Raw genomic sequence first — 24378 nt, forward strand, 5'->3', positions numbered from 1 at the left:
GGTCGGCGCCAAGCTGGCCGTCGCGGAGCCGGGCGAACACCGCGACCCGCAGGCGCTGGCGGCGCGGATCGCCGCGCATGGCGTCACGGTCTTGCACTTCGTGCCCTCGATGCTGTCGGCCTTCCTGGCCGGCGGCGTGTCGCAGGATCAAGTGCCCACGCTGCGCCGCATCGTTTGCAGCGGTGAAGCCCTTCCGGGCGAGCTGCGCGACCGCTGCTTCGCCGCCTTGCCCGGCGTGGCCTTGAACAACCTGTACGGCCCGACCGAGGCGGCGATCGACGTCACCTTCCACGACTGCGTCGCAGGCGAAACGGGCGCCGTTCCCATCGGTGCGCCCATCATCGGCACGCAAGTTTATGTGCTGGATGCGGACCTGAACCTGGCCCCGCCGGGGGTAGCGGGCGAGCTGTACCTGGGTGGCGCCGGGCTGGCGCGCGGCTACCTGTCGCGCCCGGGCTTGACGGCCGAGCGCTTCGTGGCCAACCCCTTCGGCGAAGGCCGTCTGTACCGCACGGGCGACCGCGTGCGCTGGACCGACGCTGGCGAACTGGACTATATGGGGCGCCTGGACTTCCAGGTGAAGATCCGGGGACTGCGGATCGAACTGGGGGAAATCGAATCCAGGTTGCTCGGCCAGCAGGGGGTGCGCGAAACCGTGGTGGTCGCCGTCGACGGCCCCGGCGGCGGACAACGTCTGGTGGCCTACGTGGCGCCCGCAGCCAATGTCGACACCGAGGCGTTGCGCACCGCGCTTGCCCGGGAACTGCCGGACTACATGGTGCCTTCCCGGATCATCGCGCTGGACGCGCTGCCGCTCAGCGCCAACGGCAAGATCGACCGCAAGGCCTTGCCGGCTCCGGTATTCGACGATCACCCTGACGCCGCGCCGCCCGAGGGCCCGACCGAAGCCGCCATCGCCGCCATCTGGGCTGATGTCCTGGGCGTCGCCACGGTCGGCCGCGACGCGAACTTCTTCGAACTGGGCGGGGACTCCATTCTTAGCCTGCAGATCGTGGCGCGCATCCGCCAGGAAGGGTGGAGCATCAACCCGCGCGACGTCTTCGAACATCAGACCGTGGCGCGGTTGGCCGGGGTGGCTGTGCTGACAGGGGTAGACGACGGCGCGGCGGTCGACGCCCCACAAGGCAAGCTGTCCGATTATCTGGACGACGACGGATTGGCGCGTTGCGGTGTGGACGCCGCCACCCTGGAAGACGTGTATCCGGTGTCGCCGGTGCAGGAGGGCATGATCTTTCACTCTCTGGAGTCGCCGGGCAGCGGCCTGTACGTCAACCAGTTGTCCGTGCCGGTAGACCATATCGATGTGGCGCGCTTTGCGCAGGCATGGCGGGTGCTGGTGGCGCGCCATCCCGTCCTGCGCACCGGCATCCTGTGGCAGGGCGGTCTGGCTCGCCCCCTGCAACTGGTCTACCGGGAAGTCGAGGCCGTCGTGCCCGTGATGGACTGGCGGGGGCAGGACGCAAGCGATGCGCGCATCGCGGCCTTTGCCCAGGCCGAACTGACACGCGATTTCGACTATGCGCGTGCGCCGCTGGCCCGCGTTTGCCTGCTGCGCCTGGACGACGACCGCTATCAACTCGTCTGGACCCAGCACCACGCCTTGATGGACGGCTGGAGCGAATCCCGCCTGATGGGCGAGTGGCTGCGCGCGTATGCGGGGCAGACGCTGCCCGCCACAGGGCCTGGCTACGGCGCGTATGTGCGGTGGCTGGCGCGCCAGGACGCCGGGCGCGGCGAGGCCTGGTGGCGCAACCTGCTGGCCGGGCTGGACGGCCCCTCCTTGCTGGCGGCGGCCGGCCGGCCCACCGGGCAATCCGGCTACGCAAAACGCTACACCCGCCTGGATGCGGCGGCGACGGCCCGGCTGGCGGCCTTCGCGCGGCGTCAACGGGTCACGCTCAATACGCTGGTGCAGGCCGCCTGGGCCTTGGTGCTGCAACGCTACACCCGCAAGGACACGGTGGCCTTCGGCTCCACGGTCGCGGGCCGCCCGCACGGCCTGCCCGGCGTGGAACGCATCATGGGGCTCTTCATCAACACGATTCCGGTGCCGGTCGCGCACCGCCCCGAGCAATCCGTGGGCGAGTATCTGCGCAACCTGCAAGCCCTGAACCTGGACTTGCGCGAACACGAGCACACGCCGCTTGCAGACATCCAGCGCTGGGCCGGGTCCGCGGGCAGATCGTTGTTCGACAGCATCATCGTCTTCGAAAACCATCCGGTCGATGCGGTCCTGCGCGGCGATGAACGTTACGGCCTGGACTTCGGCGATGCCGACCGCCAAGGCCTCACGGGCTATGCGATGGACTTGCAGGTCATGTGCGGCGAAACGCTGCAGATCGAATATTGCTACGGTTGCGACGCCTTTGACGCCGGCTTCGTGGAGACCCTGCGCGACCACATGGAGCATGCCTTGTCGGCCATGGCCGACGACGCCTCGCGTCCGGTCGGCGATCTGCCCTGGGTGACACCGGCGCAGCGCGCCGAGATCTGGGCCTGGGGCGGCCACCGCCGGGGCGCATGGCCCCGCCAGGCGTCCCCGACCGTGCACGCCCGCATCACGGCGCATGCGCGGCGGCGTCCGGACGCGCCCGCCGTCATCATGGGCGCCCGCTGCCTGGACTACGGCACCCTGGACGCCGCGGCCAACCGGTTGGCCCACCGGCTGATCGCTCAAGGCGTCGGTCCGGAAACCCGCGTAGGTGTGCTGATGGAACGCACGCCGGAGGTCTTCGTGGCCCTGTTGGCCGTCTTGAAGGCTGGCGGCTGCTACGTGCCGATGGACCCCGCGTATCCCGCCGAACGGCTTGGGTACATGATGGCCGACAGCGGCATGGCGCTGCTGCTGTCCCAAACGCGGCCGTTGGCGCGCGACAGCGTGGCCGCCGCGCTGCCTGCCGGTTTGCCCGTGCTGACGCTGGACGGGTTGCCCGAGCCCACGGGGCCCGATCACGATCCGGCCGTGCCGTTGTCCAACGACAATCTGGCCTATCTGATCTACACGTCGGGCTCCACGGGCCGCCCCAAGGGCGTCTGCGTCACGCACGGGCCGCTCAGCATGCACTGCGCCGCGACGGGCCAGATTTACGGCATGGACGAGAACTGGCGCGAACTGATTTTCATGTCCTTGTCTTTCGACGGCGCGCACGAACGGTGGCTGACCTCGCTGATCACCGGCGCCAGCCTGGTGCTGCGCGACGACGAACTCTGGACGGCGGAACAGACACTGGGCGTGCTGGCCCGGCATCAGGTCACGCACGCGGCGTTCCCGCCTGCCTACCTGGGCCAGTTGGCCGAGGGCGCGGGATCCGAGGTGCCGCCCGTCAAACTCTACGTCTATGGCGGCGAGGCGATGCCGCGCGCCACCTACGACAAAGTGCGCCGGGCGTTGCGCCCGCAATGGCTGATCAACGGCTATGGCCCGACGGAAACGGTCGTCACGCCCATGATCTGGAAGTCGCGCGGAGACGAAAGCTTCGCGTGCGCCTATGCGCCCATCGGGCGGGTCGTGGGCGACCGCACGCTGTATGTGCTGGACGCCGACATGCAGGCCGTGCCGGTGGGGCATGTGGGCGAACTCTACATCGGCGGCTACGGATTGGCGCGCGGCTATCTGGGACGCCCCGGCCTGACCGCCGAACGCTTCGTGGCGGACCCGTTCGGCACGCCCGGCACGCGGCTGTACCGAAGCGGCGACCTGGTGCGCTGGATGCCCGACGGCAACATCGAGTACGTGGGCCGCGCCGACCATCAGGTCAAGTTGAGGGGGTTCCGGATCGAACTGGGCGAGATCGAGGCGCGGGTGCGCGAATGCCCCGGGGTGCTGGAGGCCGTGATCACCTTGCATCAGGGGCCGACTGGCGCGCAGTTGCTGGCCTATGTGGTGCCGCTGCCCGGCGTGGGTACGCAAGGCCTGGCCCGCCACGTGCGCGACTATGCCGCCGCGCATCTGCCGGAACACATGGTGCCCGGGCTCGTGGAGCTGCTGTCCGAACTGCCGGTGCTGCCCAGCGGCAAGCTGGACCGCGCGCGCCTGCCGGCGCCTGCCGCGCCGGCGGCCACGGCTTCCGCGTATGTGGCGCCGCGCGATGCACGCGAAATACGCCTGGCCCAGATCTGGGGGCAGGTGCTGCGCGTGGAAAATGTGGGAATCACCGACAACTTCTTTGAACTCGGCGGCGACTCCATCTTGAGCCTGCAACTGGTGTCGAAGGTCCGGCAGGCCAACCTGGGGCTAAGCTTCAAGTTGCGCGACCTGATGCGCCACCAGACGATCGAAGCGCTGTTGGCGCATCTGGACGAAGCCGCGCCCGCCGCACCCGCCGCGCCCGCGATACCGGGCACGCTTGCGATGTCTTCGTCTGGCGCGGTTCCGTCAGCAACGTCTTCGCAAGCGCCAAGCGCGCCGTGCACGCCCATCCAGGCCTGGTTCTTCGAAAGCGACATTCCGTCGCCGCACCATTACAACCAGTCCGTCCTGCTGACGCCCCGCGCGGCACTGGATCCGGCTCTGCTGCAGGCGGCGGCCCAGGCCGTGCAGGCGCAGCATCCCGCCCTGCGCACGCGGTTCTTGCGCGCAACCGGCGGCGACTGGTCGCAGGTGGCCGATCCGCTGGGCGTGCCGGTGGCCCCGGTCAGCGTCACGGACGTGGCCGATGCCGACGGCTTGCGCGAGCAGGCCACGCACGTGCAGCGCAGCCTGCGCTTTGACGGCGATGGCCCCATCTGGCGGTTGGCGCTGTTCCGCCTGCCGGATGGGCAGCAACGGTTGCTGGCGGTGGTGCACCACCTGGTGGTTGACGGGTATTCCTGGCGGGTGCTGCTGGAAGACCTGCAGACCGCCTATCGTCAGCTGGACCAGGGCCTGCCCGTGGCGCTGCCGCCGGCAAGCGCGCCATTCGCGGATTGGGCGCACCAACTGCACCGCACCGTCGCGACGGACGAGATCGTCGATCAGGCGGATTACTGGGCCGCGCAGGTCGCCGGCGCTTGCGGCATCCCGCGCGACCATGCCGATGTGGACACGCCTCGCGGCGCGGACGTACAGGGCATCGACATCGCGCTGGACGCGGACGACACCCGCGCCTTGCTGCGCGCTGCCCAGGGCGTCTATGACGCGGCGATCGACGACCTGCTGCTGACGGCGCTTGGCCGGTGCCTGTCGGATTGGGCGGGCGGCGACGTGCTGGTGGACATGGAGGGCCACGGGCGCGAGGGCGATGCGGCCGATATCGATCTGAGCCGCAGCGTGGGTTGGTACACCACGGTGTATCCGGTGCGCCTGTCGGGCGCAGGCCTGCCGTTGCGCCAGGCGGTGGCAGCCACCCGCGATGCCCTGCGCGCCGTGCCCGGCAAGGGCGTGGGCTTCGGCGTGCTCAAGTACCTGGGCACGGCCGGGCAGCAGGCCCGCCTGCGCCAGGGCGCCGCGCGCGTCACGTTCAACTATATGGGCCAGTTCGACCAGGGCTTCGATGCCGACGCGCTGTACGCGCCGGCCGACGAGCATGGCGGCGCGGAGAAGGACGCGGCCGCGCCGCTTGCCAACTGGCTGGAAGTGGTGGGCCGGGTCTATGGCGGCGAACTGTCGTTCAGCTGGCGCTTCAGCCGCCGCATGTACCAGGCGGAAACCATCGAACGACTGGCCACCGGCTTGCGCCGCGAACTGCTGGCCCTCTTGAGCGAGGACGCGACTCGGCTGCCCGCAACGCAAGCGTCCGCAGCCGAGCCGTCCGCACCGCGCCAGACGGCCGCCACGCTGTAAGGCGCGCCACGCCCAGGCGAAAAAAAACCTCCCCGGCGTTCAGGCACGCCGGAGAGGGAAACGCAGCTTCTTTCGAAGTGCCGGCTTTGATGAATGCCGCGCCGGCGCCAACGCGCCTTAGAAGTCGATCGACGCCGACAGCATCACCGACCGCGGCGAACCCAGGCGCAGATAGCCTTCGGATGCCGAGGACCAGTAATCCTTGCCAAACACATTGTTGACCGCCGCGCGCAGCGTGACCGGGTGGTCGAAGGCGCGGGTGGCGTAGCGCATGCCGATGTCCCAGCGCGTCCAGCCCGGAATGCGGCGGGTGTTTTCCAGATTCTGGTATTGCCAGCTGGTCGACAGCGCGCGAGCGGTCAAGGTCAGGCCCGGCGCGAACGATGGATCCCATTCCATGCCGACGTTGGCCATCCAGCGCGGCACGCCGACGGCGCTGTTGCCTTCGGTGGCCGGGCTGGCGGTGCGGGTCATCTTGGGTTGGATGTAGGTGATGCCGCCCAGCAGGCGCACGCCGCGCGCAAGCTCGCCGAACGCATTCAGCTCCACGCCGCGGTTGCGTTGTTCGCCGCTCATCTCATAGCGGGTCACGCCGTCGCTGACCGTCGTCAGGCCGGAAGGCTGCTTGATCTGGAACAGGCCGAGCGTGGTCGTGACCGACCCGAAATCGACCTTCACGCCGGCTTCGACCTGTTTGGTCTTGATCGGCGCGAAAATCTCGCCGGCGTTGGACGTGCCAGCCGGGGCGATGGGGCCCGCCGTCAGGCCTTCGATGTAGTTCGCGTAGAACGACACGTCGTTCCACGGCTTGACCACCAGCCCGACGGCCGGCGTCACGGCCGACTTATCGTAGTGGGAGGTTTCCTGGCCGGTGGTATAGCTGTAGTTGGTGGACTTCACCGTCTGGTAGCGCACGCCGGCGGTCAACTGGACCCGGTCATCGGCGAACGACAGCGTGTCGGCCAGCGCGATCGTCGGCAGCTTCAGCAGCGAGGTGCGGGGCGGCGAACTCGAGAGGCCGTCGGTGGACGGCTTGGGGATCTCGGCAGGGTCGTACAGGTTCGACGGCGACAGGCCGAAGATGTAGTAATCGTAATAGCCGGCGCGCTGTTCGAAGGTCGAATAGCTCAGGCTGACTTCATGCTTGACCGATCCTGTGTTGAACTTGCCGCGCGCGCCCCAAACGCTGGAGACGTTCTGCTCCCAACTGGGCCAGTAGTACGGGCGCATCAGCAGTTCGCCCTCCGAGCCGACCACGATGGGGTCGGCGTACAGATAGCGGTTGTTGCTGCGCCGGTAGCCTATGCCGCCGAAGACGGTCAGCTGCGGGGTGATGTCGTACTCGGCGTGCAGCACGCCGTAGTTGTCGCGCGACTTGGAATAGCCCCAATCGGGCGAATAGCCCTTGGAGGCGTCCGGGGCGCGCGGCACCGGCAGGTTGTCGCCGAAGATCAGCACGCCGGAATCGCCGGGCGCGTCGATGTTGTTGGTCTGGTGGCCCGCGTCCAGCGAGACGCGCAGCTTGTCGCTGCGGTAGTCCAGCCCGATGACGGCCGTGCCCATCTGGTTGGACTGGTTCTGCACGGCGGTATCGCCGTCGCGGTATGAACCGTTGAATCGGATGCCGAACTCGTTGTTCTCGCCGAAGCGCCGGCCCATGTCGACCATGCCGCCGAAGCGGGAATCGGACTGGTAGGTCGCGGTCAGGCGGGTCAGCGGCTCGTCCCCCGCGCGCTTGGGCACGACGTTGATGCCGCCGCCGACGCTGCCCCGCGGGCTCATGCCGTTCAGGAGGGCGGTGGGGCCCTTGAGCACCTCGACGCGTTCCACGCCGTCCATCGCGATCGTGCGCAGCGGCAGCATGCCGTACAGCCCGTTGAAGGACACGTCCTGGTTGCGCACGGGGAACCCGCGGATCTGGAATTCGTCGCCCGTGCCGGCGACGGAACCCTGGCCGTCGTTCACGGTGCGCACTGAGGAATCGTTGGCCAGCACGTCGGCGATGGTGTTGGCTTGCTGGTTCTGGATGAGTTCGGACGTGTAGCTGGCGATATTGAAGGGCGTGTCCATCACGTCGCGTTCGCCCAGCATGCCGACCCGGCCGCCTCGGGCGACCTGGCCGCCCGCGTAGGGCTCGGACAACTGCGAGCGGCCCGTCACCAGGACTGGCGCCAGCGTGGTCACCGCCGGCCCCGATTCCGGCGCCGTGACCGCGAAGCCGCCGCCGGGCGTGGCGGCACTGGCCAGCCCGGAACCCGCCAGCAGTCTCGACAGCGCGTCCTGGACCGTCATGCGGCCGGAAACGGCGGGCGCATTGTGCGAAGTGACCCGCGAGCCGCCCGCCATGATGGGGGTGTTGGTCTGCCGCGACAGCGCCGTCAGCGCCGTGTTCAGCGGCTGCGCGGCCAGGTTGATGCTGTAGAGCCGTTCGGTCTGGGCCTGGGCCTGGGCGCCGGTGGGCGTGGCGGCCAGCGGCAGGCCGAGCGCGCCCGCCAGCGCCAGGGCCAGCGCAGACCGGCGAATACCGGATTGGTGCATTTCAACTCCGTCTATCGAGAAAATCGTCGCCCCCATGGGCGGCCTATCGATACAGAAGACGGATGAGGCGCCGAAATGGATACACCTCTGGCGAAAATAATTTCAGCGCAGCCGCAATGCCACGTCGCCGTTGGCGCGGGTTTCGGCCCGCAGCGGCAGGATAGCTTCGAGCAGGGCCTGCACGCCGTCGGCGTCGGCGCTGCGGAATCGGCCGGTCAGGCGCAGGGCATTGACGGCCGGGCTGCCGGTGGTCAGCGGCCGGCTGCGGAAGGCGTTGATCGCGGGCAAGGCCTCATCCAGGCGCTGGTTGTCGAACCAGAGCCAACCGTTGCGCCAGGCCGCCACGCTTTCGGGGTCGATGCGGCGGACGGGCTCGACGTCGCCGCCGCGCCAACTGACGGCGGTGTTGGCACGCAGATCCAACGGGGGGCCGCCACGCTTGACCGTATACCAATGGGCGTCGTGCGGCGCGGGGTGGAAGCGGACGTGGCCTTCTTCTACGGCCAGCGATATGGTGTCGCCCCGGTCGCTGACGGTGAACACGGTGCCCACGACCTCGACCTCGCCGCCCCGGGTGCGGACCCGGAACGGGCGCGCGGTGTCGGGCGTCACGGTGAACAGCGCTTCGCCGTGGCTCAGTTCCACCACGCGTTCGTGCCGGTAGAGCCTGACGGTCAGACGCGTCCGCGCGCTGAGGTCGATCCGCGTTCCCAAACCGCCGCCCTGGGCGCGGTCAGGCACCTGGGCCTGCGCAAGCTGACCGGACCCGGTTTCGTAAGACGCCTGGTACAGGGGCTGGCGCCAGTACCAGCCCGCGCCAAGCAACGCCGTACAGGCGCCTGCCGCCCCCCAGCCCAGCAACGCCCGGCGGGACACGCCGCGGTCCGCGGTAAGGGGGATGTCCTGGTGGAAGTGTTCGCGCATTTCCGGTGCAACCACGCCCAGCAGTTTCCAGCGCCGCACGGCTTCGATGTAGGCGGCTTCGTGCTGGGGCGTGCGGGTGCGCCACGCCGCCAACCGCGAGGCGGCCTGGCGCGCGGCGCGCGCAGTTGCGATTTCCGAAGTGGCGATCAGGCTGAGGGCCTGATCGATGAGTCCCTCGTCGGGTACTTGCTGCATGATTGTCAGTTGCCGTCGTCCGTGACCAGATCGTACTCGGTTTGCGGACGGTCGCTGGCGCCAGCGGGGTCGGCGTCCAGGTGCAGGTTGCGCAGGGCGCGGGCGCAATCCAGCGTGCCGCGCACCAGGTGCTTGGCGACGGCGGCTTCCGTGATCCCCAGCTGTTGCGCGATTTCGGCACGGCTGTGGCCATAGGCGCGGAAAAGCAGGAACACCTGCATCCGCCGCGCCGGCAGGGACGCCAGCACCTCGGCCACCCGCTCGGCCATTTGCCGCTGCGACACGATCTGCTCGGATGACGGCGCCGTCTGGTCCGCCTCAAGCGGGGCATGTTCGGTCAGCCAGGTCTGGGCGACCTTGCGGCGGCGCGCTTCGTCGATGCAAAGATTGTGGGCGATGCGAAAGAGCAGGCCGCGCGACGACTCGACGCCGGGGCCGTTCTTGCGGGCCTCGTCCAGGCCGCTGGCGTAGGCGCGTTCAAAACTGGTCTGGGCGATGTCGGCGGCGTCGTCCGGATTGCGCAGATGGTAGCTCAGGTGCCGGTACAGATCCCGGTAGTGGCTGAGCAGGTCGTCGACGAACTCGCGCACTGCCGAGGCGGTGGCGGTCCGTTTGGCGGGACGGATCGGGGAGGGCGCTGACATTGGGGCAAAGAAAACGCCGCCCCGGCCAGCGGAGCGAAAGTAGGGGTCATATTCAAGAATGATTCCCATTATTATTTTTTACTCCGAGGCATGCAAGCAATCGTTTACCCTCACGGCCCGATCAGGACGGAATGCAGCGCGCGCGCCACATCCACGCGCACCTGCGCGGTATCCGGCGCAACATCCGCCAGGCGGGCGAAATCGTGGATCATGCCCGGATACACCCGCACGTCCACGGAAACGCCCGCTTCGCGCAGGCGGCGTGCATACGCCAGGCCTTCGTCATGCAAGGGGTCGTATTCGGGCAGCGCCACCAGCGCGGGGGCCAGACCGTGCAGATCGGCCGCCTCCAACGGCGCGAAACGCCAATCGTGGCGATCGGCGTCGTCCCGCAGGTAGTTGGCGAACATCCATCGCAGCGTGTCGCCTTCCAGCAGGTGCCCCTCGGCGTAGCGCCGGTGCGACCCGGAGTCCTGGCGGGCGCTGGTGCAGGGGTACAGCAGCACTTGCAGCAGCGGCTGCTGCTGGCCCGCGTCGCGGATCGCCAGGCACAAGGCCGTGGCCAGCGTTCCGCCCGCGCTGTCGCCGCCCACCGCGATGCGTGCGGCGTTTACGCCCAGCACCGGGGGGGCCTGCCCGCGCAACCAGGCATGGCTGTCGACGGCATCCTCGAACGCCGTGGGGAAGCGGTGTTCGGGCGCCAGCCGATAGGCCACCGCCAGCACTGCGCAGCCACTGCGCAGCGCCAGGTCTCGGCACAAGGCGTCATGGGAATCCAGGCCACCTACGCAGTAACCGCCGCCATGGAAATACAGCAGCACGGGGCGGACGCCGCCGGCGTGCCGGTAGAGCCGGGCGCCGATGCGCGCGCCGTCGCGCACCGGGATGTCCAGTTCCCGGACGTCGTCCAGTTCGACGGGGCTGCTGTCCAGCATCCGTGCGCTCTGGTCATAGTCCTGCCGCGCCTGGCGGGCACTCATTGCGTGCATGGGCGGGCGGCCCTGGTCGCGGCCCGCCTGGACCAGCTCAAGAAAGGCTTCGATGTCGGGATGCAGCGGCATGGGGGCTCAGTGGGGAAGGACGGCTTGAGTGGCCTGGGCCAGCGCGACCGCCAGGATGTCGCAGACCAGGTCAAGCTCGGCTGCGGTGATGATCAGCGGTGGCAGCAGGCGCAGCACGCTGCCGTGGCGTCCGCCCAGCTCCAGGATCAGGCCATGGCGCAGGCATGCCGCCTGCACCGCGCTGGCCAGCGCCGGCGCGGCAGGCGGATAGCCCAGGGCGTCGGTCCCGCCGTCGGGATCGACCAGCTCCACGCCCGCCATCAGGCCGCGTCCGCGGATGTCGCCGATGCACGGGAATTCTGCCTGCAACCCCGCCAGCCGCCGGCGCAGGTGCGCGCCCAGTTCGGCGGCGCGGTCGGCCAGGCCTTCCTCGCGGATCACGCGCAGCGTCGCCGAGCCCGCGGCCATGGCCAACTGGTTGCCTCGGAACGTGCCGGCGTGCGACCCCGGGCGCCATTGGTCAAGCTCGCCCCGGTAGATCACGACCGACATCGGCAGGCCCCCGCCGATCGCCTTGGACAGCACCAGCACGTCGGGCAGAACGCCCGCGTGCTCGAACGCGTACAGTTTGCCCGTGCGGCCCAGCCCGGTCTGGACTTCATCGATGATCAGCGGCGTGCCGGATGCGGTCGCCAGGTGGCGCAGGCCGCGCGTCCAGGCGTCCGGCGCGCACACCACGCCGCCTTCGCCCTGGATCAGTTCGGCCACGATGCCCGCGGGCGCGGGCACGCCGCTTTCCGGATCGTTCAGGACGGTGCGCAGATACTGCAGCCCCGCCTGGGCGCCGGCGTCTCCGCCCAGTCCGAACGGGCAGCGGTAGTCATAGGGGTAGGGCATGAACTGCACGTTGGACAGCGTGCCATGCAGCGCGGCCTTGGGGCCCAGGTTGCCCATCAGGTTGAGCGCGCCCTGGGTCATGCCGTGATAGGCCCCATGAAACGCCAACACCGTGCTGCGGCCCGTGCTGATGCGGGCCAGCTTCAGCGCGGCTTCGATCGCGTCCGCGCCGGTCGGGCCGCAGAACTGGATTTTGGCGTCGCGGGCAAAGTCGGCGGGCAGCGAATCGAACAGGTCCTGCACATAGCGGTCCTTGACCGGCGTGGTCAGGTCCAGCGTATGCAGCGGCAGGCCGTCGTCCAGCACCTGCTGGATCGCCGCGCGCACCGCCGGATGGTTGTGCCCCAGCGCCAGGGTGCCGGCGCCGGCCAGGCAGTCCAGGAACACGCGGCCGTCCACGTCTTCGACATACGCGCCCGCCGCGCGTCGCAGTGCCAGCGGAATGCGGCGGGGGTAGCTGCGCGCATTGGACTCCTGTTCGCTCTGGCGCTGCAGCAGCGCGTTGGACGTCAGGCTGTAGGGCTGGCTCAGGGCGTGGTGGCGCCGGGCCAGTTCGGTGGCGGATTCAAGCGAGGGCAGGGAAGAAACCGGTAGGCTGGACATGTCTGGGGCTCCGCGGAAGTCGGAAAAAGTCAGTGGGTGGCCAGCGCCGGCGCGCTGCGCGCCGCGTCGTGGCCCTGACGGGCAAGGGCGGCATCCAGCGCGCGGCTGATTTCCGCCGTGCGCACCGATGTGATCGACAGCAAGGTGTCGGACAGGCCGTGCGTGGGTTCGCAGCACCCTTGCAGGTAGATCGCCGGCAGGAACTCGGGGCCGGTACGGATGCGGTAGTTGCGGTCGACATCGAAGTCCCCCAGGTAGGCCGCCATCGGCGCCAGCAGACGCTGATGGGTGACGCGCTGATAGCCCGTCGCCAGCACGATGGCCTGATAGCAGGCGGTGTCGGCGACGCCGCGGTCCAGGTCTTCCAGCGTCAGGCAGATGCCCTGGTCGGTCGCCAGCACGCGTTTCACGTCATGCCGGCGCAGGAACCGGTGCTTGGGGTCGCCAGACACCTTCTGGCGGTAGAGCACTTCATAGATGGCCTGGATCAGGTCCAGGTCCGGCGCGGCGTAATTGGTGTTCATGAACTCCTGGATCAGCGCGGCGCGTTCGCGGTCGCCATGGCCATAGACATAGTCGGTGTATTCGGGGTTGAAGATCTCGTTGACAAAGGGGCTGTCGTCGGACGGCTTGATCGAGCGCGCCCGGGTGATCAGGTCCACCGAGGCCTGGCCGCGGTTGTGCAGGTCAAGGAAGATCTCGGCCGCGCTCTGGCCGGCGCCGATCACCGCGATCTTGTGCGCGCCGCCGTGTTCGCGGATGGCGTCCAGATAGCGGCTGCTGTGGAAGACGCGGGCATCGTCGCCGAACGGCAAGAAGGCGTCGGGCACGTTGGCGGTGCCTCCCACGCTGATCACCAGCGACAGCGTCCGGCGTTCCGTCACGCTGCCGTCGGCCGCGCGGGCGCGGACGCGCAACGCCTGCACGCGGCCTTGGTGGATTTCGGGCACCACTTCCAGCACCTCTTCGCCGTAGGCGCATTGGTCCGTGAAGTGGCCGGCCGCCCACGACAGGTAGTCGTTGAACTCGTGCCGGCTGGGAAAGAAGGTCTTCAGATTGATGAAATCCTGCAGCCGGTTCTTCTCGTGCAGGTAGTTCAGGAACGTATAGCGGCTGGACGGGTTGCGCGGGGTGGCCAGATCCTTCAGGAAGGAAATCTGCATGTGCGCGTGGTCCAGCAGCATGTGCGGGTGCCAGGCGAAGTCCGGCTGGCGTTCGATGAACAGGGCATCGACGTCGCGTCCCCCGGCCTGCGCCTGCTCTTCCAACGCGATCGCCAAGGCGACGTTCGACGGGCCGAATCCAATACCGATCAGGTCATAAGTGTGCATGATGAGTCCGAAGTGAGAATCAGGAAGCGGACGGGGCGGGCGCCTCGGGCGCGCGCAGCCAGGCCGCATCGTCGAAAAAACGTTCGCGCAGAAGCATGCCCAGCGCCGCCCGCTTGTGCGGAAAATCGAATTCCTTAAGAATCGCGTAGCCGCCTTTCAACAGGTTGCGACGCATCTTGTGGTTGTCGGCGCGCGGCTCGATCACCAGCCGCGTCGTGCGCGGATCGTCCAGGAACAGGTAATGCGCCACGCTGGGCTGCCAGGCAGTCACGAAGGGGCGGCCGCGGCAGCCCGCCTCGCCGATCAACACATGCCAGCCGCGGTCATAGTCGCGGGCGTCGTAGTACGGCGCGATGCGGTCTTCTTTGGCCCAGTACGCCTCGACGTAGCCGAACGCGCGGCCGTCCAGGCGCAATACCAGCGGGTCGACGCGGGGATCGGCCAGCAAGCCTTCGATATAGGCGCGCTGCTTGTCCAGGCTGCCTGTTTCCTGCCAGAAATGCGCCACCACCGGATCGTTCATCCAGCGGTGCAGGTCGGGCAGGTCCGATTGCAGGTCGAAGGCGGTCAAGGTGAGCGTCTTGCCCAGCCAGGGGATATGGCGCGCATAGACCTCGCCTTGCGGCCGTTTGGGCCGCGCTGGATGCCGCTTGCCATGGCTCATCGTCCAGCGTTCCGCGTAGGGCGGACGGGGTTGGGCCAGCCACGGCTCGGGCTGTTGCAGCAAACCCGTGCGCAGGACGGTCGTGCGGCCGTCTTCGTCCACGGCCGCGCCCCGGGCCGCCAACGACGCGCACCAGTTGGCGGGCGCATCCAGCGCCAAGCGGCTGTCGCGGGGATGGAACACGAACGCCGCGGCCAGCGCCGCCCAGCCATCGTCGGCAATCGCCTGGCCGTCGCGCCAGTGCAAGGCCGGCATGTCCGCGCCGGCGCGCAATTCCCAACGGCTGTGGAGGTGGCCGTCGGCGCCGGTCACCGTCAGGGCGCCGGCGCGGTTCTCAACGCGCCAGTCGCGCCCGGCGATTCGCACGGCATGGGCCAGCGGCCCGTCTATCGGAGCATCCATGTGGGGCAGGCTCTTGTCTTTAAGCAGGTTCCGGCGCAGGGCGCGCCGAGGCAGTCGTGAAAGGACCATGGGCGAAGGCGTCCGCCTTGGGTCTTCCCCTAACTGACGAATCACGTCGGCGCATGTTTAGGGCAGGGGTGAAATTTCTTTCACCCTCGTCGCTACGCGCGGCGCGGACTGCCGGGCCAAGGGGCAGGCCATGCACTGGGTCTGGCCCGGCAGCAGGTAATACAGGCAACACTCCCGGTACACCGGCCCCTGCGCGTGGGCGGGCGGCGTGCGCACCGGCAGGCACAAGGGGTTGTCGCGGCCATCCCGTGCCCAGGACGCGGTCTGCAACAGATGGCGCCGGTCTGCGGCGACGTCGCAGCCCATGGCGTGCAGGGCGTCGAACAAGGCTTCCAGATACCGCACGGCGCCCGCCCAGACGACCTTGCGGGGAAGGCGGCTGGCCGCATGGATGCCGTCGGCCAGCGGCCGCAGGTGTTCCCAGACCAGTGCGCCGTAGCGCTCCCAGGTATCGGCGTCCGGCCGGTCCCGCCCCAAGTCCGCGACGGTGAAGGCCACGGGCGCGTTAACGCCATCCAGTGCCAACCGCATCGTTGCCGCCGCGCAGGGCAGCACGCGTCTTGCCCCGCTGGCGGCGGCGACGGCAGGCGCCAGCAAGGCCCACAGGTAATGCAGCGACCAGGCCGAGGCCGCGGCGCGCGCATCGGCGCCGGGCCATTGCCGTGCGCGGTAGTGCTCCAGTGTCTGGCGCAGGCGGCCCGGGTCATCCAGCAGCGCGCGCGCGGCCGGGCCGCCTGCGGGGCCAAGCCGCAACGATTCTCCATGGCTGCGCCATTCCCCGGGAAAGTAGGGCGCCAGAAAAGGGATCATGGCATCGCCACGCGCCACCGGAGGGGCGGGGCGGCCTCCGCGCAAAAGACAGTCGACATGACCCATAGACGAACCAGGCCGCAGGAATTTCAGTCTTGGGGGTGGGCCCGCGACGGATGCCCGCAAGCATGCGAACTAAATTTTCCGCGCGCTGCTTCGTCTATTGCTCATACCGATACTTGTCATCGAGGTGCCTGTGCTGTCGTATCTGATTGCCCAGTCGCGCGCGCTGTTTACGGCCGCGACGCTAACCAGCGTCGTGTCCGGCGCTTGCGGCGTGTTGCTCATCGCCCAGATCAATCTGGCGCTGACCGCCGACGCGGCCCAACGGGCGGGGCACTGGCGCATCTTCGCGGGGGTGGCGGTTTTGTCGTTGCTGGCGAACATGGTGTCGGCCGTGCTGTTCGAAAGGCTCAGCCAGCGCGCCCACGCGGCGCTGCGCGGCTATGTGTCCAACCGGGTGCTGGAGGCGGATTTCCGCGGACTCGAACAAACCGGGGCCGCGCGCATCCAGTCGGCGCTGTCCGAGCACAGCGCCAATGTGGCGCAATTCTTCGTCAGCCTGCCGGCCATCCTGACCAACGCCGTCGTGGTGACGGGCTGCCTGGTGTACATGGCCATGCTGTCCTGGCAGGTCTTCCTGTTCGCCCTGGGCGCGATCGGCTTGGGATCACTGGGCTACCACTTCGCCCACTTGCGGGCGATCAAGCACCTGAACCTGGCCGCCGGCGAACAGGACCGGCTCTTCGGCCATTTCCGCGCGCTGACCGACGGCGCCAAGGAATTGCGGCTGAACCGGAGCAAGCGCGACGCCTTTGCCGACCAGGTCCTGGGGCAGGCGATCGAGACCGTGCGGCGCGAGCGCGCGCTGGGCATGTCGATCTTCGTCACCGCTTCGTCGTGGGGAAATTTCCTGATCTACGCCTTCATCGGGCTGGTGCTTTTCGCGCTGGTGGGCGACGCGGCCGACTCCACGCGGGTGATGACCGGCTTTGCGCTGATATTCGTCTATATGGTTGCGCCGCTGGAGGTGCTGCTGATGAACATCCCGCGCGCCAACCTGGCGCAAGTGTCGGCGCGGCAGATTCAGTCCATCGTCGACCAATTACCCGCATCGCCCGCCGCGCCGGTCCAGAAGGCGCCTGAGCCGCTGAGCGAGCTGGCTTTGCGCGGCGTGACGCATCGCTACTACCACGAGCAAAGCGACGACTTCTTCACGCTGGGCCCTATCGACCTGAGCTTTCGCGCAAGCGAAATCGTGTTCCTGGTGGGCGGCAACGGCAGCGGCAAGACCACGTTGGCCAAACTGCTGGTAGGGCTGTACGCGCCCGAAGGCGGCGCGGTCACGCTCAATGGCCGCCCGGTCCAGGATGCCGACCGCGACAACTACCGCCAGTACTTCACCGCCATCTTTTCCGACTTCCATTTGTTCGACCGCTTGCTGGAAACCGGCCGTGCGGACCTGGACAAAGAGGGCAACCGGCTGATCGAGCGGCTGCATTTGCAGCACAAGGTGCAGGTGCGCGACGGCGCCTTCACCACGCGCGCCTTGTCGCAAGGGCAGCGCAAGCGGCTGGCACTGGTGGTGGCGTATCTGGAGGACCGGCCGTTCCTGATCTTCGACGAATGGGCCGCTGACCAGGACCCCATCTTCAAGGACGTGTTCTATCGCGAAGTGCTGCCCGAACTGCGTGCGATGGGCAAGAGCGTGCTGGTGATCTCCCACGACGACCGCTATTTCCATCTGGCGGATCGTCTGCTGCATATGGAAAACGGCCGCTTGCGGCCATCCCCGGCATCCCACGCCGAGACGGCAGGCGAAGCGCTTGCCGATGCGCTGCCGGCCTGAGGGCCACGCGCGGCGCCACCCCGTCCGGCGTTCTGCCGGGCGGTGAAAGATGTAACTTTTTGCCCCGAATCTGTCTTGCGTCAAGCGCCGTCGTTACTCTAGGCTCCGTAATCGGAATGATAACCACTCCTATTTATATTCGTTTCATAAAGAGGTACGCTTCATGAATGTCGAACTCTTGAATCCGGATATCCATAGCACCTTCCTGGCGTACCGAACGAAGCTGCGCCAGGCGGCCTTGAAGATTCTGGGTTCGCGCGAGCAGGCAGAGGATGTGGTGCAAGAGGTCTATCTGAAAATCGTGGAAGCCACCAGCACGTTCAACGTGCGCCAGCCGGTCGCCTACCTGTACCAGACCGTGCGCAATCTATCGATCGATCACCATCGCCGGGCGCAGCTTGAATCGCACATCTTTTCGGAAGAGGACGGGGCGGAAGTCTCAAACGGCACGCACACGCCGGAGCGTATCGCCATCGCCCGGCAAAACCTGCGCCAGATTGTCGCCACGCTGGACCTGCTGCCCGAACGGACGCGCATCGCGTTCGAACTCTATCACTTGTCGGGCCACACGCAGCGGGATATCGCCGCCAAGCTGGGCGTATCGACCACGCTCGTCAACTTCATGCTGCGCGACGCCGGCCAGGCGCTGGAAGAATGCCGTGCGCAGATGCTGCGCGACGATTGAGCTTTAAACAGGCCGCCCACAAGACAGGGGCGGCAATTCAGCCGGTCGAGGGGCCGGCCTTCCATGCGTGGCTGAAAAACGAGATCGACGTCTGGCACGGCGTCATCGCCAGATCCGGCATCTCCCTGAACTGACCTGTTGATCCGATCGGGCGGCTGCCACGGGGTTGAACCGATCATGCCGCCGCGGCGCCAGCCCCTCCGGGCTACGCGCTGTGGTCGGCCAATAGCGGTTGCGCCGACAGGGCGCCCCGTAGCGAATCCAGCAGGACGCGCTTGTTTTCCCGGCTGCGATAGGCGTGTTCGCGCATCAGGTTTTCAGCGCGGACGGCCTCGCGCCGCGCGATGGCGCGCAACAGGTCTTCGTGATCCGCCTGCGCCCGTAGGACAAAGGGCGTCTCCAGCAGTGACGGGGTGGACGGCAGCGTCAGCGCGGCGGGGCCGGCCAGCGGCGTCTTGTTGTTGTGCTCCAGCGCCGACAGCAGAGCCCGGTTGCCGGCGGCTTCGCACAGGATCTCGTGGAAACGGCGGTTGATCTGGCCCCATGCCCGCGCATCCACGGTGGTGTTCGGGTCGCGGCGGGCCGGCGCCAGCAGGCTGCGGCCTTCTTCCACGGCTTGCGACAGTTGTTCAAGCACTTCTTTCGACGCGCCGCGCTCGGCCAGCAGGCGCGCGGCCATGCCTTCCAGCACGCCGCGCACATCCACGGCGTCGCCAATTTCGTCGACGGTGAACGACCGCACGCGGAAGCCCCGGGACGGCAAGCGTTCCAGCAAGCCTTCTTTTTCCAGCTCGGTCAGGGCGATCCGCAATGGCGTGCGCGAGACGCCGAGGCGGGCGGAAAACTGCAACTCCACGATCCGTTCGCCAGGCTGCAGGGCGCCGGAAAGCACCATGTCCCGGAGTTCGGAAATAACTTTGTCGATCTGAGCGGCCATAGCGAAGCGTCGGCGGAATAGGGACGGTAGGGCCTCCAGTGTACCTACAAAATTGCATGCAATAGCGCACAAAAAACCTGTCCAGGTCTTGCGATTCATCAAAATTGCATGCAATAATTCGGAAAAACGGCGCTTGAAGCAGTTTCTGCCTGCAAATTGCATGCAAAGAAAACAACCGCTGCATGCCGAACGGATAGGTACAGGAGACAACATGAAGCTGATCAGCTTCGAGCAAGCAGGCCGCAACGCCTGGGGCGTGGTGCGCGGCACCGAGGTGGTGGTCCTGACGCAGGTCTGGCCCGACCTGGTCGCCGCGCTGGAGGCGGGCACGGACCAGATCGCCCTGGCGGCACAGGCTGACGGCATGCCGTGCAAGCCCTTGGCCGGCTTGCGGCTGCTGCCGCCGGTGCCCGCGCCCCGGAAAATCCTGTGCGTCGGCTTGAACTATGGCCGGCACGTGGCCGAGGCCGGGCGGGAGCTGCCCGCCCATCCCTCGATGTTCGCCCGCTTTGCGGACAGTTTCGTCGGGCACGGCGAGCCCGTGTGGAAGCCCCGCCTGTCCGACAAGTTCGATTACGAGGGCGAGCTGGCGGTAGTCATCGGACGGGCTGGCCGCCACATCGCGGCGCGCGACGCCTTGTCGCATGTGGCGGGCTACACGTGCATGGCCGAAAACTCGGTGCGCGACTTCCAGAAGCACAACGCCCAGGTCACGCCGGGCAAGAACTTCGAACGCAGCGGAGCGATCGGGCCATGGCTGGTCACCGCCGACGAGATCGGCGACCCGGCGCGCCTTCAGGTCATTTCGCGCCTGAATGGCGCCGTCATGCAGCAGGGCGACGTGTCCGACCTGATCTTTCCGATTCCCGAACTCATCGCATACATCAGCGCTTTTACGCCGCTGTCGCCGGGCGACGTTATCGCCACGGGCACGCCCGAGGGCGTGGGGTCCAGCCGCAAGCCACCACGCTTCCTGGCGGCGGGGGACACGCTGGAAGTGGACATTCCCGGCATCGGGACGCTGGCCAACACGGTGGCGGACGAACCCGCCCAGGCACAAGGAGACGCGCATGACTGATGCGCTGCGGTATCTGACGGAACGGGACGTGGTCTCGGTGCTGGACATCCATCGCGCGATCGACGCGCTGCACGCCATGCTGGTCGCGCAAGGCAAGGAGCAGGCGCGCAACCTGCCCAAGGCGTTGGCCACGTGGGGCGACGGCAGCTCGATGCATGCCTTGGGCTCGGTGCAGACCGGGGCGGGCGGATATGCGGGCTTCAAGACCTGGGTCCATACCAAGGCCGGGGGTGGGTCGTTATTCAGCCTGTTCGACGCCGGCACCGGCTTTCTGCGCGCCATCATCGAAGCGCGCGCGCTGGGCATGCTGCGCACGGCGGCGATCAGCGGCGTGGCGACGCGAGCCCTGGCGCCGGAAGACGCGGCGCACGCCGCACTGATCGGCACCGGACCGCAGGCCGTCACGCAGTTGGCAGCCTTGGCCGCGGTGCGGCCTTTGCGGCGCGTCCGCGTCTACAGCCCGACGCCCGAAAAACGCAACGCCTTCGTCGCCAGCGTGGCGGGCAAATACGCGTTCGACATTGAAGCGTCGCCCAACCTGGAACATGCGCTGGCGGGGGCCGAGATCGTGACACTGATCACGCGCGCCGTCGATCCGTTCGTGGACGCCGCCATGCTGGCCGATTGCCGCCACTTGAACGCGGTGGGGGCGATTCTGCCCGCCAAGGCGGAATTCGCGCAGGACGTCTTCGACCTGGCCAGCATGGTGGTGGTGGACGACCTGGAGAACGCCCGCCGGGGCTCGCGCGAACTGCGTGAGCACTATGGCGCAGACGGCGGGCCTTGGCAGGGCGTATCCGTGCTGAGCGGCCTGCTGGCCGCCGGGCAAGCCCGGCCGGCGGATGCGCGCCTGACGATCTTCAAGGGCATGGGTATGGGCCTGTCCGACCTGGCGATGGCGCGCGTGGTGTACGAGCAGGCCCGAGACCAGGGACTGGGTGTGGCACTGCCGCCGCAAACCCGGGAAAACCTGCTGCTTGCGCAGCCCTGAACCGAATCCAATCAACGAGACAGCCGGCCGCCGCGCCGGCGGCAACAGGAGACAAGCATGTTCGTCGACGTCAGCGGGGCCAGCCCCCGCGAACAGAACAAATGGCCGTCGATCGTGATCCCGAAAGAGAGCATCGATCTGGAAATCGCCCGGCTGATCGACGCGCCCCGGCCCGACAACGGCCGCCGCGCCTCACTGATTGTCCACCCCGAGGCGACCGCACCCGGCCTGGGCCTGGCCCCCGGCACGGACGTGACCATCAACGTGGTGAATCCCGGCGAATGCACGTTCAATCTGCGCAAGAACTCCAACATGCTGGAGATCTGTATCAGCGGCGAGGGCGTGGCCACCGTAGCGGGCCGCGATATTCGCGTCGGCCACTGGGACGTCTGGAACACGCCGGCCATGCAAGTGCATGCCTACCGCAACGACGGCAAGACGCCCTGGGTGCGGCTGTCGTACTCCAATGCGCCGTTGCTGGAAAAACTGGAAATCCATTACGTCGAGGAGTTCGAGGGCGATGTCCCGCCGGTGGACGCCAACACGAAGCCCGTGCCGGCCCGCAGCGCGGACGGCCCGCGGTCGCGCGACCTGGCGCTGCGCGAGCAGATCACGCCCGACGGCGCCTGGCTCATGGGTTACGAATGGCTGATCGATATCGACGTGCTGGAATCCAAGGCGCTGCACTGGCCCTGGGCGGACGTGTCCCGCTACCTGCCCACGGTCGAAGACATGGCGCGCGGCTACAACGGCCGCCGGCTTTTCGTGCTGTACAACCCGGCCACCGAACGCCGCATCGGCACCACGCACAGCTTCTTCGCGACCATATCCTCGTCGCCGCCGGACAACCACCATGTGCCGCATCGCCACAGCTCGTCCGCCATCAATTACTACCTGCGGGGCAATGGCTACAGCAAGGTCAGCGGCACGCGCCTGGATTGGAAGGCCGGCGACCTGATCCTGTCGGCGCCGGGCTGGGCCATGCATTCGCATCACTCGGGCACAGAGACTACCTCGGCGTTGACGGTGCAGGACCACCCGCTGCAGATCGCCATGGAATCGTTGATCTGGCAGGAACGCATGCAGGAGCCCATCCTGGCGCTGGGCAGCCAGAGCGGTTTTGAGAGCAACCGCGCGCAACTGGCCGCCGCGTCCTGAGCGGGCGCCTTCCCACGAATCGACTTCCGGAACCCCCATGACCCTGACTGATCACTCCGATGTGTCGTCGTTGCGTGCCCGCCTGCGGGACTTCTATGACGACTATGCCTATTGCCTGGACGAGAACCGGCTTGAAGAATGGCCCGATTTCTTCACCGAGGACTGCCACTACCGTGTGCTTTCCCGCGAAAACCACGACGCGGGCCTGCCGCTGGGCCTGATCTATTGCATGAATAAGAACATGCTGCGCGACCGTGTCACGGCGCTGCGCGAAACCACCATGTTCGAACCGCGCTCGCTGCGCCACTTCATCAGCGGGGTGCGCGTGATGGAGGTGCAGGGCGACCACATCGTGGCGCAGGCCAACTTCGCCGTCATGGAGTCGCTGTCCGACCGGGAGCCCACCTTGAACATGGTGGGACGCTACCTGGATGTGCTGCACGCCGCGCCCGGCGGCCTGGCGCTTGCCCGCCGCGATTGCGTCTATGACAACTACCGCGTGCGCACGTCGTTGATCGTGCCCATTTGAATCCGCTGCTAGGAAAACGCCATGACCTGTTCCGACTCCACCGTGATGGACGCGCCCGCCGAGGCCGTCATCCATATCGAGCGCCGTTGGCCTGAAGAGGGCTATACGCGCATCCCCAACTGGGTCTACACCGATCCGGCCATTTTCCAGAAGGAAATGGACATCTTCTTCGCCGGGCAGACCTGGAACTACGTCGGCCTGGAATGCGAAGTGCCGCAGACGGGTTGCTACAAGCGCAACTGGATCGGCAACCGTCCGGTCGTCATGGTCCGCACCGAAACGGGCGACATCGCAGTGCTGGAAAACCGCTGCGCCCACCGCGGTGCGCAGATCTGCTGGCACAACACCGGCCGCGTGACGGACTTCACCTGCCCGTACCACCAGTGGAACTACGACCTGAACGGCAATCTGCAAGGCGTGCCGTTTCGCCGCGGCGCGATGGGGAAGGGCGGCATGCCGAAAGACTTCGACCCCAAGCAGAACGGCATCCGCAAGCTGCGCAGCGTGAACCGGGGCGGATCGATCTGGGCGACCTTCTCGGAAGACGGACCGGGTTTCGAGGACTACTGCGGACCCGAGGTGCTGGCCGAGATCGACCACATGCTTCCCGGCAAGCCGCTCAAGCTGCTGGGCTATAGCCGCCAGCTGATTCCCAGCAATTGGAAGATGTATCTGGAGAACCTGAAGGACCCGTACCACGCCACCTTGTTGCACACGTTCTACATCACGTTCGGCCTGTGGCGGGCGGATTCCAAGTCAGAGTGCATCCCGACGGGCGGTGGCGCGCACAGCGTCATGGTGTCGCACAACGAAGGCAAGAAAAAGACGGCGGCCACGACGGAAATGAGCCGCTTCCGCGACGACCTGGAACTGCTTGACCTGGAAACCGTGACACCGCGCGCGGAGTTCAACCGGGGCCGCGTGGGCGGCGCCTGGGTGTTCCCGGCGGCCCAGTTCGGCATCCAGGCCAATTCCCTGAAGACCCGCCACGTCATTCCGCGCAGTCCGACCGAACACGAACTGGTGTTCACCTATTACGGCTACGAAGACGACGACGAGGAAATGACCCGGCTGCGCCTGAAGCACGCCAATCTGCTGGGCCCTGCGGGGTTCGTGTCGATGGACGACAGCGAGATGCTGAACCAGGTGCAGATCGGCGTCACCGGCTATCCGGAGGCGCGCGGCATCGTCGAAATGGGCGGACGCGATACCGAGCCGGCCGACTACATGGTCACGGAAGTGCTGATCCGTTCCTTCTACGACTACTACCGCAAGGCAATGGGGCTGTAAC

18 protein-coding genes are annotated in these 24378 nt (G+C 67.5%); 9 read left to right on the plus strand and 9 right to left on the minus strand.

Features of this window, described 5'->3' with window-relative positions; genetic code table 11:
- On the plus strand, positions 1-5782 hold a 5782-nt coding region (locus HG262_RS09360; RefSeq protein ID WP_169270745.1), incomplete at its 5' end, for a non-ribosomal peptide synthetase.
- Between the two features lie 117 nt (positions 5783-5899).
- Here the strand turns inward: HG262_RS09360 and HG262_RS09365 are convergent.
- The 8 genes from HG262_RS09365 to fhuF form a co-directional block, all read right to left on the minus strand.
- Entirely contained in the window at positions 5900-8320 is a 2421-nt protein-coding gene (locus HG262_RS09365) for a TonB-dependent receptor (protein WP_169270746.1), read from the minus strand.
- Positions 8321-8422: 102 nt separating this feature from the next.
- Positions 8423-9439, minus strand: a complete 1017-nt coding sequence (locus HG262_RS09370; protein ID WP_169270747.1) for a FecR domain-containing protein — start codon at positions 9437-9439, stop codon at positions 8423-8425.
- A gap of 5 nt (positions 9440-9444) precedes the next feature.
- Positions 9445-10083 (minus strand): RNA polymerase sigma factor, encoded by a 639-nt coding sequence (locus HG262_RS09375; RefSeq protein ID WP_211187088.1) that lies wholly within the window; start codon positions 10081-10083, stop codon positions 9445-9447.
- Between the two features lie 110 nt (positions 10084-10193).
- The gene (locus HG262_RS09380; protein WP_169270748.1) at positions 10194-11144 is read right to left on the minus strand and encodes an alpha/beta hydrolase; all 951 of its coding nucleotides are present in this window, start codon (positions 11142-11144) and stop codon (positions 10194-10196) included.
- Positions 11145-11150: 6 nt separating this feature from the next.
- Positions 11151-12584, minus strand: a complete 1434-nt coding sequence (locus HG262_RS09385) for a diaminobutyrate--2-oxoglutarate transaminase (protein ID WP_169270749.1) — start codon at positions 12582-12584, stop codon at positions 11151-11153.
- A gap of 29 nt (positions 12585-12613) precedes the next feature.
- A complete protein-coding gene (locus HG262_RS09390) occupies positions 12614-13915 on the minus strand; it encodes a lysine N(6)-hydroxylase/L-ornithine N(5)-oxygenase family protein (RefSeq protein WP_169270750.1) in 1302 nt (433 codons plus the stop codon).
- Positions 13916-13934: 19 nt separating this feature from the next.
- The gene (locus HG262_RS09395) at positions 13935-14981 is read right to left on the minus strand and encodes a GNAT family N-acetyltransferase (protein ID WP_169270751.1); all 1047 of its coding nucleotides are present in this window, start codon (positions 14979-14981) and stop codon (positions 13935-13937) included.
- A gap of 126 nt (positions 14982-15107) precedes the next feature.
- The gene (gene fhuF / locus HG262_RS09400; RefSeq protein WP_169270752.1) at positions 15108-15860 is read right to left on the minus strand and encodes a siderophore-iron reductase FhuF; all 753 of its coding nucleotides are present in this window, start codon (positions 15858-15860) and stop codon (positions 15108-15110) included.
- Between the two features lie 196 nt (positions 15861-16056).
- On the opposite strand from fhuF, the gene HG262_RS09405 reads away from it, so the two are divergent.
- The 3 genes from HG262_RS09405 (at position 16057) to HG262_RS09415 (ending at position 18528) form a co-directional block, all read left to right on the plus strand.
- On the plus strand, positions 16057-17709 hold the full coding sequence (locus HG262_RS09405; protein WP_169270753.1) for a cyclic peptide export ABC transporter: 1653 nt from the start codon (positions 16057-16059) through the stop codon (positions 17707-17709).
- Positions 17710-17872: 163 nt separating this feature from the next.
- Positions 17873-18394, plus strand: a complete 522-nt coding sequence (locus HG262_RS09410) for a sigma-70 family RNA polymerase sigma factor (protein ID WP_169270754.1) — start codon at positions 17873-17875, stop codon at positions 18392-18394.
- Positions 18391-18528 (plus strand): hypothetical protein, encoded by a 138-nt coding sequence (locus tag HG262_RS09415; protein WP_169270755.1) that lies wholly within the window; start codon positions 18391-18393, stop codon positions 18526-18528. The genes HG262_RS09410 and HG262_RS09415 overlap by 4 nt, the downstream gene beginning before the upstream one ends.
- Positions 18529-18599: 71 nt before the next feature.
- Here HG262_RS09415 and HG262_RS09420 read toward each other — a convergent pair whose 3' ends face one another.
- Positions 18600-19331, minus strand: a complete 732-nt coding sequence (locus tag HG262_RS09420; protein WP_169270756.1) for a GntR family transcriptional regulator — start codon at positions 19329-19331, stop codon at positions 18600-18602.
- Between the two features lie 211 nt (positions 19332-19542).
- Between HG262_RS09420 and HG262_RS09425 the strand changes: the two genes are divergently transcribed.
- Genes HG262_RS09425 through HG262_RS09445 form a run of 5 tightly spaced genes read left to right on the plus strand, consistent with a single transcriptional unit; the run spans position 19543 to position 24377 of the window.
- Positions 19543-20409: a fumarylacetoacetate hydrolase family protein gene (locus HG262_RS09425; RefSeq protein WP_169270757.1), complete on the plus strand. Its 867-nt coding sequence runs from the start codon at positions 19543-19545 to the stop codon at positions 20407-20409.
- Positions 20402-21400, plus strand: coding sequence for an ornithine cyclodeaminase family protein (locus HG262_RS09430; protein WP_169270758.1), 999 nt, complete (start codon positions 20402-20404; stop codon positions 21398-21400). Before HG262_RS09425 ends, HG262_RS09430 begins: the two co-directional genes overlap by 8 nt.
- 57 nt (positions 21401-21457) lie before the next feature.
- Complete coding sequence (locus HG262_RS09435) at positions 21458-22558, plus strand: AraC family ligand binding domain-containing protein (RefSeq protein WP_169270759.1); 1101 nt, start codon at positions 21458-21460, stop codon at positions 22556-22558.
- A gap of 37 nt (positions 22559-22595) precedes the next feature.
- Entirely contained in the window at positions 22596-23087 is a 492-nt protein-coding gene (locus HG262_RS09440; protein ID WP_169270760.1) for an aromatic-ring-hydroxylating dioxygenase subunit beta, read from the plus strand.
- A 21-nt stretch (positions 23088-23108) separates the two neighbouring features.
- The gene (locus HG262_RS09445; RefSeq protein WP_169270761.1) at positions 23109-24377 is read left to right on the plus strand and encodes an aromatic ring-hydroxylating dioxygenase subunit alpha; all 1269 of its coding nucleotides are present in this window, start codon (positions 23109-23111) and stop codon (positions 24375-24377) included.
- Position 24378: the final 1 nt, after the last annotated feature.

The organism is Achromobacter sp. Bel (genome assembly GCF_012928505.1).
GTDB lineage: Bacteria > Pseudomonadota > Gammaproteobacteria > Burkholderiales > Burkholderiaceae_B > Achromobacter.

Bases quoted from the DNA above. Each gene is read 5' to 3' on its own strand.
- HG262_RS09445 (WP_169270761.1), top strand. From the start codon at position 23,109: ATGACCTGTTCCGACTCCACCGTGATGGACGCGCCCGCCGAGGCCGTC.
- HG262_RS09395 (WP_169270751.1), bottom strand. From the start codon at position 14,981: ATGGATGCTCCGATAGACGGGCCGCTGGCCCATGCCGTGCGAATCGCC.
- HG262_RS09410 (WP_169270754.1), top strand. From the start codon at position 17,873: ATGAATGTCGAACTCTTGAATCCGGATATCCATAGCACCTTCCTGGCG.
- HG262_RS09365 (WP_169270746.1), bottom strand. From the start codon at position 8,320: ATGCACCAATCCGGTATTCGCCGGTCTGCGCTGGCCCTGGCGCTGGCG.
- HG262_RS09375 (WP_211187088.1), bottom strand. From the start codon at position 10,083: ATGTCAGCGCCCTCCCCGATCCGTCCCGCCAAACGGACCGCCACCGCC.
- HG262_RS09440 (WP_169270760.1), top strand. From the start codon at position 22,596: ATGACCCTGACTGATCACTCCGATGTGTCGTCGTTGCGTGCCCGCCTG.
- fhuF (WP_169270752.1), bottom strand. From the start codon at position 15,860: ATGATCCCTTTTCTGGCGCCCTACTTTCCCGGGGAATGGCGCAGCCAT.
- HG262_RS09385 (WP_169270749.1), bottom strand. From the start codon at position 12,584: ATGTCCAGCCTACCGGTTTCTTCCCTGCCCTCGCTTGAATCCGCCACC.
- HG262_RS09420 (WP_169270756.1), bottom strand. From the start codon at position 19,331: ATGGCCGCTCAGATCGACAAAGTTATTTCCGAACTCCGGGACATGGTG.
- HG262_RS09435 (WP_169270759.1), top strand. From the start codon at position 21,458: ATGTTCGTCGACGTCAGCGGGGCCAGCCCCCGCGAACAGAACAAATGG.
- HG262_RS09380 (WP_169270748.1), bottom strand. From the start codon at position 11,144: ATGCCGCTGCATCCCGACATCGAAGCCTTTCTTGAGCTGGTCCAGGCG.
- HG262_RS09425 (WP_169270757.1), top strand. From the start codon at position 19,543: ATGAAGCTGATCAGCTTCGAGCAAGCAGGCCGCAACGCCTGGGGCGTG.
- HG262_RS09390 (WP_169270750.1), bottom strand. From the start codon at position 13,915: ATGCACACTTATGACCTGATCGGTATTGGATTCGGCCCGTCGAACGTC.
- HG262_RS09370 (WP_169270747.1), bottom strand. From the start codon at position 9,439: ATGCAGCAAGTACCCGACGAGGGACTCATCGATCAGGCCCTCAGCCTG.
- HG262_RS09430 (WP_169270758.1), top strand. From the start codon at position 20,402: ATGACTGATGCGCTGCGGTATCTGACGGAACGGGACGTGGTCTCGGTG.